The organism is Sphingobacterium sp. BN32 (assembly GCF_030503615.1).
Classification (GTDB): domain Bacteria; phylum Bacteroidota; class Bacteroidia; order Sphingobacteriales; family Sphingobacteriaceae; genus Sphingobacterium.
The window spans coordinates 1,927,892-1,943,658 of sequence record NZ_CP129963.1 but is presented as its reverse complement, the minus strand read 5'-3'; the positions used below and the strand labels follow the sequence as shown (position 1 = coordinate 1,943,658).

Genomic DNA, 15,767 nt, shown 5'->3' with positions numbered 1-15,767 from the left:
TCCAAAATTTATCCCTAACAGTGTAACAATCACTAAGAAAGTACAACTAACGATCTTCCAGACTGCTATCGTCAACCGTAACCTGGCTAACCGCAGAAAGCACTCCACCGATCACAGTAAGATAACTACCAATCGTTACGATAACCGCCGGCACCGTCACGGGCGAAGCGATCAATGCACCACCAACAGCAGCAACGATCAACCCAATATTTCGAACAATTCTGAAAAACTTCGGAGTAGGAGCTTTCGCTCGGTCTATCAAATTCATCTTTTAAGCTTTTAAAATTTCCAAATAAACGATTGAACCCTCATCGATCCACCCAAATACAAGCTCCCTAAGCCTCGAAAATGCTCCACGCGATCCAACCCCTCGTCCAACACCAGTTAACTTGCTCACCGGCGCAATACAACCCCGAAGATCACGAATTGCATAGTTTGCAGAGTGGATCAAAATAAACGAACGCCCTTCAACGCCACAAACCTCAAGATGCCATCGAAAACGCTTGCTAAAACGCCGCCTTAGCTCATACCGCCCCTCCGGAATACACGAAATCCCGCGCTGATTCCCTTCCCAAGGCAGCTCGATCGAATAACAGATCAATCGATCAAGAAACCGAATTTCCCCATTCGTCCCCCTGGGCTCATACCTCCGCAGCAACCTGACCACCCTCGGATCCATTCTTCCCAAAACTTAATACAGAAAGCGATACGTATCCTCCGTCTTTTAACGAATAGTAACTGCCGTTCACCTCCTGCATAAATTCAATCCCTAACAACACCATTTCATGTTTGGTCTCTTTTGCTAATGGCTTGATCATGATTTCAGGCGAAATTTCCTCTTCATTCAACGGAAGAATTTTACCGTAACCTGTCGCCGCATCTCTCGTTTCGCCAAGCCAGTCACCCGAAATCAACATTATAGCTAGTTTGAAATGAGTTGCACCTGGAGGAAATTTGATCGCATCAATCGGCCTAAATTTGCTGAACGTGTAGATCCGTTCAGTCGGACTTTTCTCTTGGACTTTATCAATCCCAAAATTCACCACAGAACGAATGTCTGCGTTCAAATTAAAATCAAAACCGACCAAATCTTTAACGTTCTCCTCTGCCAGAACCCTTGAACCTCGAATATTCGTTTTATCTTTTTTGATGATTGCCAATATGGTTTTAACCAATCGCGAGAATAACCGACGATCCCCCGAGCCCTTCAGAACCGGACGTACCACGTCGATCAATATTTTGCTCATTCGAGCAGCTGTCCCAAACTCCGATGCATTTTCTCGAGTACGCTGAAAAGAAGGATCCGAGTAAATACGTTTCCGACTAAGCGAACTTTTTTCACGTGCGAAATATCCATCCGCAGTTTTATAAAATGAAATTCCTGCAATTGTACCCTCAATTCTCAAAATACCCGACTGTTTTGCCATGTTACCCGTTTTTTAAACACAAGGTCTGCAATAGATTGATAAGCATTTACTTATGCGTGCAAAATGGCCGTTTTAGTCACATATCGTTCAAGTCCGCCAACGAATTATCCGTAACTTGTAACATGAAAAACGTCACCGAATAATTTCCCAATTCGGTACAAATTGGGAAAAGCTTATTGTAAACAACAAGTATACATTTGAGAGGAGATAAATATAGAATTAAGCTAATTAAAACTTAAGTAAACTGAGACTTAAGCAAATATAAAGCATACTTACTGTACTGATATAGAAGAAGATCACCAAATAAAATAAAAACTATGAGCAACCAACAAAAGGTCATCGAACCGGTATTAAAAAGAATATGCATATACCCGAAGGATATCATGGTCATCACAGGAAAATCCTACCGGCAAAGCCTCCGCGTATACCACAAAATAAAGCAGCATATGAACAAAACAGAGGACCAGCACGTAACGACCTCCGACGTGGCAAAATTCCTCGGATTAAACCTGGAAAAACTCGAGAAAGTAATCAGGTAAAACCGATGCAACATGCTGAAAGTCCTCAAACGAACAAGCTTTTCACAGCCTTATGAGTCCGTTCCAGCAGCACATCAAATATATTCAATGCGATAAAAAAAAGTCGATTCTATCAATCTTACTGACGGCATTCAAACCGCACATTAAACATATCCCGCGCTTAAGCAACTACCTCTATCAGCATCTTGAAGCCATTCCAAAAACACATCAAACATATTCAATGCGACAACAAAGTCGTTTCTATCAATCTCACTAACGGCATTCAAACCGCGCATTAAACATATTCAGCGCTAAAGCAACGACCTCTATCAGCATCTTGAAGCCATTCCAAAAGCACATCAAACATATTCAATGCGACGACAAAGTCCTTTCTTTCAATCTCACTGACGCCCTCAACATACACGTTTTTGATATCCTCGCTCCAAGTCATAGCTTCTGGTGAATTCTTTAATAGCCTGGCACGATGAATCCCAAAAATATAATGATCATGAAGCTTGATAAGATCTTCACTTTGGTGAGCTTTCCGGAACTCAACAAAATGCTTAACAACCTCACGCATACCCGGATATAAAGACTTATTAATATACTGCAACAGATGTGTTTTCTCCGACTGATCGAGTGGCTTATCTTCTAACGAACCGATAAATACAGCGAGCTTATCCGAATAACACGATAACAACCGATTTAAATCCGGAAGGTTGACCAAGAAAGACTCTTTGCTCTCTGATATCATAAAATAGCGTCGACAGTCATTCAGATCCGCTTTAACTTCAACCAGGTCCAAAGCCCTAATTCGGCTCACTAAATCAAACGTGCGTTCCAATTCCAAATGAAAATTCCATTCCCGGCTTAGTTTCGGCCGCCCGAATTCGAAACCGACAGATTTAAGCGCAACAAACAATGCTAAGCCCAAGATCAAAAGATGAGCAGCCAATCCCAGAACACTAAAACCATGATGATACAACAGGTAACAGAAAGAAAATAAGGTTAGCACAACCGATATAAAAAGGATCCCAGGCACTAAATACCTCGAATAACGGGCCGTCAATTCATTAAGCATATTAATAACATTTATTTTTCCTAAAAATAGACGCCCTACATTAATGTAAAAACAACATAATCTTAAGTAAACATTATATTCTACTTCGGTTAACAATACCGATACTTTTAACAGCCATCTACCTGATCAAAAACAACTTAAAATACCCACCACACCTAACTATTTCGTATATTAGTGTAAGAGAAAAGACATAGGGAAAGGTGATTTTCAACCCCGCGACACAAAAGCGAGACCCCAAAAATCACCTATTTTTAAAATACTGATAATTAGCGAGTTGTGAATAAGGTTCGAATCCCTCACTCTCCGCACAAAAAGCTTCAATCGTAAGATTGGAGCTTTTTTGCGTAGTGAGGGTTCGGACCTTGGGCTGGCCGGGGTTCGATTCTGGAAGGTTCAGGGTTGTGTTCGGGGAATGTGGGGCTGAACCAATCCCTCACTCTCCGCACAAAAAGCTTCAATCGTAAGATTGGAGCTTTTTTGCGTAGTGAGGGTTCGGACCTTGGGCTGGCTGTTTTTTTCTTACAGAATCTTTCCTGTTATTGTTTTCTTTGCAGTACTTACCGCCAATCCAATAAATGAGGCCAACCTTTCCCCACGCCACTTGTTCTTTCCCAATGAAAACTCCAAAATTCAGCAAGCGCCAATATTGGTATTTCAGGTGGTTTTTCCTTTATCCCTTTCTTATCTACCTCTTTGGCAGGATAATCATCCTGATTTTTTTATGGATCGACGCGTCCAGATAAAAACATTTTTCCTAAAAAAGCATTTTACATTTTACACAACGAATTGATAAACCAACTGTTCAACTTTTATGATGGAGGACAAAAATTTTATCGGCACGCTGATATGGATCATCATCATCGTATTAGGGATTGTACTTGTATATATCGTTTACAATCTCTTTTGGGCAACCGTCGAGGAGGTAGAGGAGGGGATTAGTTTAGTGGGCTATACAGAAATGCTATGAAAACAAAAACAAGATTGAGGTCAACGATTATATGGTTAGTAATCGTTATCCTGCTTATTATTGCGCTATACTACGCCTGGTATTATTTCTACTCCGGGATCCCCGAATCGCAACAGTTCCCGGAATAGCCTAATCGTTTCACAAGCTATCTAGATATTTTAGGTCTTCCTCTTTAATAGTAGGAAGAGCAAATTCATGATGCTCGCCAGATTCCTGACCTTCCTTTTCCCATTTTAGTAGGACGGCATTGGTTTGATCTAAATTCTTTTTATAGAGCTGAAAAATTGCTTCTGAAACACCAATTTCTTTTCCACTCTGTGCCTTTAATATGTATTGTTTATCTTTTATATCTATATGCGAGTACACACGACGTACAATCTCCTTAACTTGTTGTATTGTGGAATCTGGAATTTTAGACTTCCCTCTAACATAATCCGGGTTTTCCAAATATTTGATGTCCACATCGAGGATATCTTCCTGCCGAATGCTTTTTGTCGCCACAACTTGTTCTTCTTTCACTTGCTCGCCGGAATTTGGCTGACAGGAAGCGAAAATAAATAAACTTAAACCTAACAAGTATTTAGTTGCCAATCTATTCATGATAATTAAAATAACTTTTCATTAAATATAGTTAAATTATTGTTTTTAAATAAAAATATTGCACTTGAAAATAATCTTTGCTCTTTTCAAAAACGAATTGCTATTTTTACTCCCATTGTTATGCTTAAACTGAAATAAAGCATTTAGGCTTAAAAACCATTTATTTATTAACCTTTCCCGATGAAAAAAATCTTGCAAGACAAGAGTTTCAGATTATCTGCCTTACTCACAACCATCTTTATTGGAACTGGAATTGTATTCCTTTTCCTCGGACTAACCGACTACAGCTATGTGCTTTTTGTTTTACTGCCCATTGTGTTAGGTATAGCGATTGGCTCCATGAAATTCAGAAAGTATGCTTTGATTAGCGCGATTGTTACGACTATTTTGCTATTGATTTTAATCTATATACCGGGTTTGTCAGGCGTTATCTGTATTGTGATGGCGGTGGCTCTTGTGGCTCCACTGATTGCGTTAGGCTACGTTATTATGCGGTTAATTAAACGCTATAGTCAAATCAAGGATACGAACAAACTTTCTGTGCTTGTGATTCCTTTAATTCCCTTTCTTATTGCAGCACCTGTCGAACATTTTTTCAAAGTAGACAAAGAGGAGATCATTGAGGTAAGTTCCAGCCGGATTTACGACTATACGCCAGAACAAGTTTTCGAAGCCATTAAATCGGTCGACACGCTGGATGCGCCAAAGCCTTTCCTATTGAAGCTCGATCTTCCGATTCCAATCAAATGTGTATTGGAAAAAGAAGAAGTTGGAGCGAAGCGCATATGCTATTTTAAAGGAGGGCGTTTAAGCAATGCAGATTTTGGAGGCGGCACAATAACCGAGCGTGTTACTGCTTATGAACCGGGCAAGCTATTGAAAATGGATGTTATCGACTATACGCTCGTCGGTAGAAACTGGTTGGGCTTTAAGGAAGCTATTTACTATTTCGAGGCAGTCGCAGGAGGGAAGTGTAAGATGACGCGCGTCACAACCTATACGTCCATTCTGTCGCCGCGCTTTTATTGGGAACCTATGGAACGGTTAGGCGTCGAGCAAGAACACGAATACGTATTATCCAACCTTGAACTTGATTTAGAAAGAAAGTTTAAGAAAAAATAAATGCTTGCATAAGCGCTCCAAGATTTGAATAAATGCGGAATAATTTCCGCATTTTCTATTGATACTGTTTTTATCTATCGCCCAACAAGGAGTTTCATTCCTTTAATTTACAATTGCTCTTCCTCAATTCGTTGAGCAGGCTTCTTCGGCATAGTTCCCTTTCAAAGCCCTTTCAAACCCAATGTATAACCCTTTCATGAGCGCTTCAGAGCGGGTTTGATTGGGTTCTACAATGGGTTTGGTTTGGCTATCACTTATACCAGTTTTCTTTTTGGATCCTTTTGCCTTGCTTTAAACTATTTCCTTATTTTTACCTGACAAACCTAATACATGAAATTTATGCATCCAATTTTAAAAAATGTTTTGGCAATTGTGCTTGGACTGCTCGTGGGCAGCTTAGTAAATGGTGGGATTATACAGGTTGGTCCATCCCTGATTCCGCCGCCAGCAGGAGTCGATGTGATGACGGCGGAAGGCTTAAAAGCTGGCTTACACTTGTTCGAGCCTAAACATTTTTTAATGCCCTTCTTGGCGCATGCCTTAGGAACGTTGTTCGGAGCTTTTGTTGCCGCTAAAATTTGTGCCGGACCGAAAATGCTTTATGCAATGATTATTGGCTTTTTCTTCCTCTTTGGAGGTATTTCCATGATGTTTATGGTTCCATCGCCTTTGTGGTTTACGATTCTTGATTTGGGGCTCGCTTACCTTCCCATGGCTTTCTTAGGTGCCCGACTAGCGAGATAGTTCTTCCTATCGATCAATGGAGAAAAGGCGCGCCCGTTTTTAATTGAGAAATAATATTACCATAACCGATTGTTTGTAATAATTTTCTATTTTCGGGAAATTGTTTTTAACTAGGGTCGATGGTTATCGTTTGTTTCATTTAACATCTTTGCTTTTTGATATGCGGATGTTTTTTGTTTTTGCACTAATTGTGCTTTTGTTTAGTTCCTGTGCGAGCGTATTCAATGGTCCTTACAAGAAAGTGAATGTTCATACGGAGCGTGCTGCTACCGTTATTTATAATGAGGGTTCGGTAGAAACGGTCGATCATGTCGCTTCATTTGAGGTTAAACGTAAAAAAGATACCATGCAGTTTTCCGTGTTGCAAGATTCAAGCATGCGGACCTACATTGTCAATAAAAAGCATTCCTTTGCTTTTTGGAGTAATATCCCGCTGAAGTTCGGTCTTGGTATGTTGGTGGATTTAACGAATCCGAAGCGCTTTACCTATCCTTCCCATATTTATCTAGATTCCAGCAATACGAAAAAAGGATATTATACTTTTGAAAAGAACCAACTGAAAGGTAGATGGGAATTTCAAGTGGAGATGCCCTTCGTTAATTTGTTTCATCGAAAGGATCCCTACGGATATAAGGAGTTACAAGAAGGATTTTTTGGTGTCGGATTAGGCCTGAATCATTTTTACCGAAAGAATACCTACCTCAATTTCTCGGCTCAATCCTTTTTACTATCAAATTATCCCTTACCGCCACCGTTTATTGTTTTCGAACGAAAATCGGAAAAGGAGTTCAGTTATCAATTTACGCTTTCCAATAACCATAGAATTCAAAGGTTTCACCTCGGCTATGGTTTGTCTTATGTTTTCAATCGTAGAGGGTATACTATTCGACTTCCAGACCCTATGGTGCCGCAAACGCTTAATTTGCTAGCATCAAGACGCATTCCTCCAGGTAATGATGTGACGAAGATCGCAAAGAGTATCGAGCCGGGGATATATGAGCAGCATTGGATGAACACGCAATCTTTTGGGCTGTGGTTCCCGGTTTCCTATGAATTGACGAAAGGAATCAGTGCCTCTTTCCAGTATAGACCGACTTTTTATCGATATAAGGATAAGATGGAGCCTGAATTTGAGAATTTCTATTCTTTCGGGCTAATATATAGAATGAAGCTTTAAGTGTAAATCATTCTTATTTTTAGGGAATATTTAATAAATTGAAATGCTCAATAGGAATTGATCTATTGTGCATTTTTTTTCATTCTCATGAGTTTAGAAATTGAAAAACTCCGCTACCCAATCGGTAAATTTATTCGGCCGACAGATATTGATCAACAGACCTTAACACTTTGGATCGAAAGTATTCGAAAGTTTCCTGAACGCTTACGTAATGAAATCGCTACGCTTTCGAAAAAGGATTTCAATAGATCCTACCGACCAAACGGCTGGACAATTACGCAATTGATCAATCATTGTGCGGATAGCCATATCAATAGTTTCGTTCGTTTCAAACTAGCCTTAACCGAAGATACGCCTACAATTAAAACCTATCAAGAGGATCTTTGGGCGGCGCTGGCAGATTCCAAGGATTTCCCGATCGAAAGCTCTTTAAAGATAATGGATGGCATACACGAACGATGGGCACACCTCTTGGCGAGTTTGACCGACGAAGATCTTAATCGAAGTTTCAGGCATCCTGAGACTGGCGAGCTGATTGATTTACGAACGAATATTGGCGTCTATGCATGGCACTGCAATCATCATCTCGCGCACATCATTAATGCGAAATCCGGAAAATACTAGCGCTTCGCAAGCTGCCCATTTTGCTTTTCATTAGTGCTAAAGGCATATATTGCCTATCTTTGTTGTTTATTTATAGGAAATGAGTGAACAAAAGACGAGTATCGGTGTAATTGGTAGTGGAAGTTGGGCGACCGCCATGATCAAGATGCTGACCGACAACCCTAAAGATAAACAAGTCAATTGGTGGGTTCGCAAGGAAGAAGACATCGATTATATTAAATCCTATCAACATAATCCTTCCTACTTAAGCGCTGTTGAGATAAAGCTACCTGAAAGTAGCTTGTTCATCGACGCTAAAAAAGTCATTCAAGAATCGGATATTATCATTCTGAACACCCCTGCAGCATATCTGGAAGACGCGCTGGCAGATGTTACCGTGGAAGATATGCAGGGAAAAATTATTGTATCGGCAATTAAGGGTATCATCCCTTCCCTAAAAGAAATCGTTGGAGAATATCTTGTGGACCGTTATTCCGTTTCTGTTGATGATGTTATCGTGGTGGGTGGACCTTGCCATGCTGAGGAGGTTTCATTGGAAAAATTATCCTACTTAACCTTTGCTTCAAAGAATACGGCAAATGCAGCTTTTGTTGCGCAGTTTTTTCAAACCCATTATATCAAAACGGTTATTTCTAACGATGCCACGGGTGTAGAATATGGGGCAGTTCTCAAAAATATCTATGCATTGGCTGGGGGTATCTGTCATGGTTTAGGTTATGGCGATAATTTTCAGGCGGTATTAATATCGAATGCTATTCGCGAAATGGAATATTTCGTGGATGCGATAGCACCTCAGGATCGCGAAATCAATAACTCGGGATATTTAGGCGACTTATTAGTGACGGCTTATTCTCAATTTAGTCGTAACCGCACCTTCGGAACGATGATTGGTAAGGGCTACAGTGTAAAATCGGCACAGCTGGAGATGAACATGGTAGCGGAAGGCTATTTTGCTTCAGATTGCATTCAGGATATTATTAATAGGCATCATTTGCAAATGCCTATTTGTAATACGGTGTACGATATCTTATATAAGAATAAATCGGCTGTATTGGCCGTTAAAGAGTTAGCAGATAAATTATCATAGATGATCACAAAAGAGCAGATTGCTGAAAAATATAAAGAGATACAGCACGAAATTACGCAGGCTCTAGAAGAGTTAGACGGTGTTTCGGTTTTTGTTGAAGAGAATTGGGAACGCGATGGCGGCGGCGGCGGACGCACGCGCGTAATCCAACATGGTGATATTTTGGAAAAAGGTGGTGTCAATTTCTCGGCAGTGCATGGCGAGTTGCCAGCACCCATTAAGAAAGCTTTTGGCGTAGAAGAAGATCAATTCTTCGCAACGGGAGTCTCTATTGTTATCCATCCAAACAATCCCTGGGTGCCTATCATCCATATGAATATTCGCTATTTTGAGCTTAACGATCAAATTCGTTGGTTCGGCGGTGGTATCGATTTGACACCTCACTATGTTGTCGAAGAAGATGCGCAATATTTTCACGAACAATTAAAATCCGTCTGCGATAAATATAGTCCTATTTTTTATCCGGAGTTTAAAACCTGGGCCGACAATTATTTCTATATCAAACATCGCGAAGAGACAAGGGGAGTGGGCGGTATCTTTTATGATAAGCTAACTTCGGAAAAAGCAGGGATTTCCGAGGAGGAAATATTCGCTTTTTCATGTGATTTGGGACGCTTATTTCCGAAGGTTTATTCAGAAATCGTCAACAGACATCGCCATCAGGAATATACCGAGCGCGAAAAGAATTGGCAGTTGTTGCGTCGCGGCCGTTATGTAGAATTCAACCTCGTATACGATGCAGGTACGAAGTTTGGTTTAGAGACCAACGGACGTATAGAATCCATCTTGATGAGTTTGCCGGAGCAAGCCAACTGGTTTTATAATTTCAAGACCGAGGCGGGTTCTTTGGAGGAAAAGACGCTTTCTTTATTGAAGAAAGACATTTCCTGGGTAAAATAATACTTAAAGCAGATTTCATGGTATCTTTTGAAAGATTCATTTTAAAAAATGGGTTGCGTGTACTTGTACATGAAGACCCACATAGTCCAATGGCGTGCGTCAATATTTTATATGACGTGGGCGCAAGAGACGAGCAGCCCGATAAAACGGGCTTTGCACATTTATTTGAGCATTTGATGTTTAGTGGATCGGTACATATTCCAAGTTTTGATCAGGCTTTGCAACGTGTGGGAGGCGAGAACAATGCTTTTACGTCCAACGATATCACGAACTATTATATCACGTTGCCAGCTTCTAATCTGGAAACTGCTTTCTGGTTGGAAAGCGATCGTATGCTGAGCCTGGCCTTCAATGAGCAAGGTTTGGAAGTACAGCGATCGGTGGTCATTGAAGAGTTTAAGCAGCGTTATTTAAACCAACCTTACGGCGATGTTTGGTTAAAGCTTCGTCCGATGGCTTATAAAGAGCACCCTTATCGTTGGGCGACTATCGGGAAGGAAATCAAACATATTGAGGAAGCTACACTGGCCGATGTAAAGAGTTTCTTTAGCAAGTATTACTTGCCTAGCAATGCCATTATGGTAGTTACCGGAGATGTGAAGGCTGAGGAGGTCAAAGTACTTGCAGAGAAGTGGTTTGGCGATATACCGGGAGGTAAGAAGCCTGTACGCAGCTTGCCTGCCGAGCCGCTACAGATTGCTGCGCGTAAGGAAGAGGTCTATGCCGAAGTGCCGGTGGACAGCCTCTATATGGCATTCCACACGGTGGACAGATTGCATCCGGATTACCAAACCGCTGATTTGATTACTGATATTTTGTCGAGAGGAAGTTCTTCGCGCTTATATCGGAGTTTAGTGAAAGAAAAGCATTTGTTCTCCGAAATCAATTGCTATATACTGGGCAGCATCGATTCTAATCTACTCATGTTAGAAGGAAAGCCATCGGAGGGCATAAGTCTGGAAGAGGCCGAATTGGCTATTTGGAAGGAATTAAATAACCTTAAAAATGAGTTGGTTACGGATTATGAGCTAAACAAAGTGAAGAACAAGATTGAATCCACTTTGGTATTTGCCGAGTTATCCATTTTAGATAAAGCCATGAACTTGGCGTTCTACGAGCTATTGGGAGATGCCGATAATTATAATAAAGAGATAGCCAAGTATATCGCGGTGGATGCGCCAGCTATACAGCGCGTCGCGAACGAGATATTTAGGCCAGAGAATTCATCTGTTTTGTTTTACCATGCACAAAAGTCGGCATAATATGATCAATAGAGAACTTGCACCGGCATTGCATGCCATCGATGAGATTACGCTCCAGCAGCCAGAGCAATATGATTTTGCGAACGGCTTGAAAGTGTTCGTATTTACTGCCCCTGAACAGGAGCTCATTAAAGCGGAATTTGTATTCCGCAATATATTTGAAGGCAATGAGAACCCCGTTGCGAATGTGGCATTAGGAAATCTGTTGAAAGAGGGTACTTCGAAATTGTCGAGCGCGCGCATAGCGGAAGAAATTGATTATTATGGGGCGTATCTGGTTCCTGAATATAGTTTTGATCACAATGCCTTAACATTGTACAGCTTGAGGAAACATGTTGATGCCATATTGCCCATTGTACATGACGTATTAACTGACGCTATTTTTCCGGAAAAAGAGCTGAACACCTATATCCGAAATAATAAGCAGAATCTACAGATTTCGATGGAAAAGTCGGATTTCTTAGCTCGCAGGCGTTTCTACCATGAGCTATTTCCGAATACACGATATGGAATTTCCCTGACCAAAGAGTCGCTTAGTGCATTAAATCGGGAGCAGGTTATTGCGCTTTACAAAAAACAGATTCAGCCTAATAATGCGACTTTATTCTTGTCCGGCAATATTACGGCTGAAGTGTTAGCACAATTTAGGCTATATTTCGAGCAACAGTGGACAAATAGCGAAGTCATACAAAAACATGATTTTCCGGCTTTAGAACCTATCTTACCTGTTTATAGCTTCATCGACAAGCCAGCCGCTTTACAGTCGGCTATACGCCTGGGTAAGCGCAGCATACAACGTGTGCATCCGGACTATCCCGCATTACAATTTACAAATACTTTGCTGGGGGGATACTTTGGCTCTCGCCTGATGAGCAATATCCGTGAGGAGAAGGGTTATACCTATAGCATTGGATCCGCCGTTGCGAATTTGAATTATGCTGGTTTCATCACGATCGCAACAGAAGTAGGCGTGGAATATACCGCAGATACCCTGACGGAGATACAAAAGGAAATGGGTCGTTTGCAGGAAGAGTTGGTTCCTGATCAAGAGATGGAACTGGTTCGAAACTACATGCTCGGGAGCATGTTGGGTAGTCTGGAATCGGTATTTTCTCATGTAGATAAGTTTAAATCCGTTTATTTTTCAGGGTTGACATTAGATTATTATCACTATTACACGGATGTTATCCAACATATTAGTGCGGAAGAGGTAAGGACTATCGCTTCACAATACCTGCGTTATGAAGATATGTTAAAGATTGTTGTAGGTAAGGAGTCGGAATAGGTTAAAAAACCCTGATTTCAGGGATAAAAAACTCCTATGATTAGCTGTATGTTTGTTATACCATCAGATACATGATCGTAGCTGGATGGTGCAACATTTACAAAATTAAAATATCGCTAATCATGGAGAAGAATGATTTAAAAGTTAACACAGCCGGTTTACAAGACAACAAGACAATTGGAATTATTGCTTACATCACTTGGATTGGGCTTTTAGTAGCCTTTATCATGAATAAGGACAAGCAAGATCCTTTTGTTAAATTTCACATTCGCCAGAATCTGGGTCTGTTAGTAATCGGGATTCTTAGTGGGGTATTGAACTTCATTCCAGCAGTAGGTGCCATTATCGGTTATGTACTTTTCGCGGTACTTTTCGTCCTTTGGATTATCGGGATTTTAGGTGCCATTAGTGGAAAAACAAACCCTGTACCGGTCGTGGGACCGATGTTCCAGGATTGGTTTAAAGGAATATAATAAGACTAATTTTATACTCTTAATATTGTTGTCAAAAGCTCTCTAATTTATTAGAGGGCTTTTTTTATCCTTTGCGTTCGCAACGATGCTTGGGCGGCAAATCTAGTTTGAAGCATTGGAGTTTGAGAAAGAATGTTTGTGTGGGTATAATAAATTGAATGTTATTTAACATATTTTTGGTTTTATGATAGTTGTTTAGTCTTTATATTAGATTAACTATTAAGGGGTTGAGTCTTTATAGCCTAAAGCAATCGACAAATATGAATTATTTAAAGTTTTTCTCTATAGCAATCGCGTGTGCTATGTGTATACCGGCGTTCGCCGCAGAATTTATAGTCAAAGGAAAAGTAAAACACTCGGAGGGGCGCTCGAAAATTTGTTTGGGCTATGCTGGGGATGACGGAAATTATTTGAGCGACACGGCCAATATTGTCGATGGTAATTTTACGATCAAAGGACAAGTTTCCGCTGTACAAAAAGCCACTCTACAATTCATCTCCGATGATAAGGATCAGCGCTATATTTATTTAGAGTTTTACTTGGAACCTGGAAACGTCTTGATTGAAATCGATGAGGATATTCGGGAAGCGCAGGTCTCTGCAGGTGCTGAGCAAGCTTTGGCCGTCCAATTAAAAGGACAAATCGGCGGTCCTCGCAAAGAATTGGATTCAGTCTTTTCTACCTATCGGTCTGTTCTAGCGAAGAAAGACAGTGTATTAATGAAAGACTATTTAGCTGCAGTTGCAAAGCTGAGTTCAGCGATTAATTTAGCCGAATTGGACTTTGTGAAGCGCAATCCTGAGTCCATGGTGGCGTTTGACGTGGTAAAAGCGCGATCTTACATTATTGACGTAGAACGATTTTCTCCATTTTTAGCGGCCCTTGGTGAAAAGGCGAAGGATTCGGAAGAAGGTCGCGAAATGTCCAATAGATTGGAAATTGCGAAAAAAACGGGGGTTGGAAAGCCTATGATTGAAGTCAATCTTGCAGATAGTACTGGCAATTTGATTAAGCTTTCTGAAGTCAAAGGGAAGTATGTGTTACTGGAGTTCTGGTCGTCTTGGTGTGGGCCTTGTCGAGCAGAGAATCCCAACCTTAAACGAGCATATGCTGAATTTAAGGATAAGGGTTTCGAGATCTACGCAGTTTCATTGGATAGTAGGAAAGCAGATTGGTTGAAGGCCATTAAAGATGATGATCTACCGTGGATACATGTTTCGGACCTGCAAGGATTACAGTGCGCTGCTGCAGTTGAATATGGCATCATTGCAATTCCACAAAACATATTGATTGATAATAACGGAACAATTGTAGAGAAAAACCTCCGTGGAGATTCTTTACAAATCACACTTTCAAAATTATTGAACTAGATTATCATTCGGATAAATAGATGTCTGAATACCATCCTCTCAATATATTCGGAGGGCATTAGCTTCTGCAGGGTTTTCTATAACCCTTTTTGAAATGGAACGCATCCAATACAATAAATCACTCGCCTTGATCAAAGGCGAATAATAATTAAATTGAAGAATGAAGTTTATGGTATGAGTGGCCCATTTTTACCCTTCCGACCGCATTTTGAACAATATCGCACCGTTTTGCCTCTGCTATCGATGCGGCTTGTCCATACATGAAAACATATAACTTTTGTTTTGAATAGTACGTAAAGAAATAATAATATGATGGAAATAATAAATATCGTGATCATCTGCATAAATTAAAATCTGTACAGGTATTGTTTGAGAGGTTTTGTTTACTCTTTCGTGAATACCCATAACGGCGTTTTACTCGTTACTTGTAGGGAAAGTCTTCAAATCTTGCAGCAATCGATTGAATACCTTGTAAAAGTAGTGTAAAATGTTTAATTAAGCAATAATTTATTGTTATTATTATAATTAAAGGTTAATATTGAATTAATATCGAAAGACTAATAATCTAAATGTTAAAATTAATCGATTATCAGCCATAGTTGATCGAGGTTGTTCAGAACAGAAATCGGTCTGGCCTTGCTGTTCAATACATCAGTGTCACTTCCTTCTAAATGCCAATTCAAATCCTCCTCAGCGACGCTAAGCATTTTGAAGATCGAGTCTTCGTCCTTTGCGCTGAAGTCTGCCTGAAGCAGATTAATGCCTTTCGCACGAAAAATGTCTTCCGCCTCATCTTTACTCACACGTCGTATCTTGGGAAGTAGCTCATCGAAACGCTTAAGCTCTGCCGCCATTTCATTAGGAAAATGATCTGCTAAATAAGCAGTGTATAAATCCCTGTCTTTCGTTCTTAATGCCTCATTTCTATAGGCTATCCTTTCCGGCGATAAGTTAAAATCAAAGTCCTCGGGGTTGTTAATAAATCCAAATTTTCTATCTAAATTTTCTAAACGTGCTTGTAGCGTCATGATCGTAGATTTTATGTCGAGTTGATATTTTTTAAACGTGAGTTTTTATAAAATGTTTTAGCCTGAAATATTCGTCGCCTCTAGATAGACTTAAAATATATT

General features: G+C 40.3%; 19 protein-coding genes. 13 read left to right on the top strand and 6 right to left on the bottom strand.

Translation table 11 applies throughout. The annotated features are described in order from the left end of the window. Window positions 1-46: 46 nt before the first annotated feature. The 3 genes from QYC40_RS08130 to QYC40_RS08120 are packed head-to-tail and all read right to left on the bottom strand — an operon-like array spanning window position 47 to window position 1,427. Window positions 47-268: a hypothetical protein gene (locus QYC40_RS08130; protein WP_301993458.1), complete on the bottom strand. Its 222-nt coding sequence runs from the start codon at window positions 266-268 to the stop codon at window positions 47-49. 3 nt (window positions 269-271) lie between these two features. Next, on the bottom strand, window positions 272-679 hold the full coding sequence (locus tag QYC40_RS08125) for a DUF5675 family protein (protein WP_301993457.1): 408 nt from the start codon (window positions 677-679) through the stop codon (window positions 272-274). Then, window positions 642-1,427, bottom strand: a complete 786-nt coding sequence (locus QYC40_RS08120; RefSeq protein ID WP_301993456.1) for a hypothetical protein — start codon at window positions 1,425-1,427, stop codon at window positions 642-644. The genes QYC40_RS08125 and QYC40_RS08120 overlap by 38 nt, the downstream gene beginning before the upstream one ends. Window positions 1,428-1,744: 317 nt before the next feature. Here QYC40_RS08120 and QYC40_RS08115 point away from each other — a divergent pair, with 317 nt between their 5' ends. Beyond that, entirely contained in the window at window positions 1,745-1,966 is a 222-nt protein-coding gene (locus tag QYC40_RS08115; protein WP_301993455.1) for a hypothetical protein, read from the top strand. 274 nt (window positions 1,967-2,240) lie between these two features. Here the strand turns inward: QYC40_RS08115 and QYC40_RS08110 are convergent, their stop codons facing one another. Beyond that, window positions 2,241-3,026: a hypothetical protein gene (locus tag QYC40_RS08110; RefSeq protein WP_301993453.1), complete on the bottom strand. Its 786-nt coding sequence runs from the start codon at window positions 3,024-3,026 to the stop codon at window positions 2,241-2,243. A gap of 811 nt (window positions 3,027-3,837) precedes the next feature. On the opposite strand from QYC40_RS08110, the gene QYC40_RS08105 reads away from it, so the two are divergent. Then, window positions 3,838-3,993: a hypothetical protein gene (locus tag QYC40_RS08105; RefSeq protein WP_301993452.1), complete on the top strand. Its 156-nt coding sequence runs from the start codon at window positions 3,838-3,840 to the stop codon at window positions 3,991-3,993. Continuing rightward, complete coding sequence (locus QYC40_RS08100) at window positions 3,990-4,121, top strand: hypothetical protein (RefSeq protein ID WP_301993450.1); 132 nt, start codon at window positions 3,990-3,992, stop codon at window positions 4,119-4,121. The genes QYC40_RS08105 and QYC40_RS08100 overlap by 4 nt, the downstream gene beginning before the upstream one ends. A gap of 10 nt (window positions 4,122-4,131) precedes the next feature. On the opposite strand, the gene QYC40_RS08095 is transcribed toward QYC40_RS08100, so the two are convergent. After that, window positions 4,132-4,593 carry a hypothetical protein gene (locus tag QYC40_RS08095; RefSeq protein WP_301993449.1) on the bottom strand — a complete coding sequence of 154 codons (462 nt, stop codon included), beginning with the start codon at window positions 4,591-4,593 and terminating at the stop codon, window positions 4,132-4,134. A gap of 180 nt (window positions 4,594-4,773) precedes the next feature. Between QYC40_RS08095 and QYC40_RS08090 the strand changes: the two genes are divergently transcribed. The 10 genes from QYC40_RS08090 (at window position 4,774) to QYC40_RS08045 (ending at window position 14,637) form a co-directional block, all read left to right on the top strand. After that, window positions 4,774-5,715 carry an SRPBCC family protein gene (locus QYC40_RS08090; RefSeq protein ID WP_301993447.1) on the top strand — a complete coding sequence of 314 codons (942 nt, stop codon included), beginning with the start codon at window positions 4,774-4,776 and terminating at the stop codon, window positions 5,713-5,715. Between the two features lie 339 nt (window positions 5,716-6,054). After that, window positions 6,055-6,459: a hypothetical protein gene (locus QYC40_RS08085; RefSeq protein ID WP_301993446.1), complete on the top strand. Its 405-nt coding sequence runs from the start codon at window positions 6,055-6,057 to the stop codon at window positions 6,457-6,459. A 160-nt stretch (window positions 6,460-6,619) separates the two neighbouring features. After that, window positions 6,620-7,636 carry a hypothetical protein gene (locus QYC40_RS08080; RefSeq protein ID WP_301993445.1) on the top strand — a complete coding sequence of 339 codons (1,017 nt, stop codon included), beginning with the start codon at window positions 6,620-6,622 and terminating at the stop codon, window positions 7,634-7,636. An 87-nt stretch (window positions 7,637-7,723) separates the two neighbouring features. Further along, window positions 7,724-8,260 carry a YfiT family bacillithiol transferase gene (locus QYC40_RS08075; protein WP_301993444.1) on the top strand — a complete coding sequence of 179 codons (537 nt, stop codon included), beginning with the start codon at window positions 7,724-7,726 and terminating at the stop codon, window positions 8,258-8,260. A 79-nt stretch (window positions 8,261-8,339) separates the two neighbouring features. Further along, entirely contained in the window at window positions 8,340-9,347 is a 1,008-nt protein-coding gene (locus QYC40_RS08070) for an NAD(P)H-dependent glycerol-3-phosphate dehydrogenase (RefSeq protein ID WP_301993443.1), read from the top strand. Then, entirely contained in the window at window positions 9,348-10,247 is a 900-nt protein-coding gene (hemF, locus tag QYC40_RS08065) for an oxygen-dependent coproporphyrinogen oxidase (RefSeq protein WP_301993442.1), read from the top strand. A 17-nt stretch (window positions 10,248-10,264) separates the two neighbouring features. Continuing rightward, the gene (locus QYC40_RS08060) at window positions 10,265-11,509 is read left to right on the top strand and encodes a pitrilysin family protein (RefSeq protein ID WP_301993441.1); all 1,245 of its coding nucleotides are present in this window, start codon (window positions 10,265-10,267) and stop codon (window positions 11,507-11,509) included. A gap of 1 nt (window position 11,510) precedes the next feature. Then, window positions 11,511-12,794, top strand: coding sequence for a pitrilysin family protein (locus tag QYC40_RS08055; RefSeq protein ID WP_301993440.1), 1,284 nt, complete (start codon window positions 11,511-11,513; stop codon window positions 12,792-12,794). A 122-nt stretch (window positions 12,795-12,916) separates the two neighbouring features. Next, the gene (locus QYC40_RS08050) at window positions 12,917-13,267 is read left to right on the top strand and encodes a DUF4870 domain-containing protein (protein ID WP_301993438.1); all 351 of its coding nucleotides are present in this window, start codon (window positions 12,917-12,919) and stop codon (window positions 13,265-13,267) included. A gap of 302 nt (window positions 13,268-13,569) precedes the next feature. After that, complete coding sequence (locus QYC40_RS08045) at window positions 13,570-14,637, top strand: TlpA disulfide reductase family protein (protein WP_301993436.1); 1,068 nt, start codon at window positions 13,570-13,572, stop codon at window positions 14,635-14,637. 578 nt (window positions 14,638-15,215) lie between these two features. Here the strand turns inward: QYC40_RS08045 and QYC40_RS08040 are convergent. Beyond that, a complete protein-coding gene (locus tag QYC40_RS08040) occupies window positions 15,216-15,665 on the bottom strand; it encodes a hypothetical protein (RefSeq protein WP_301993435.1) in 450 nt (149 codons plus the stop codon). Window positions 15,666-15,767: the final 102 nt, after the last annotated feature.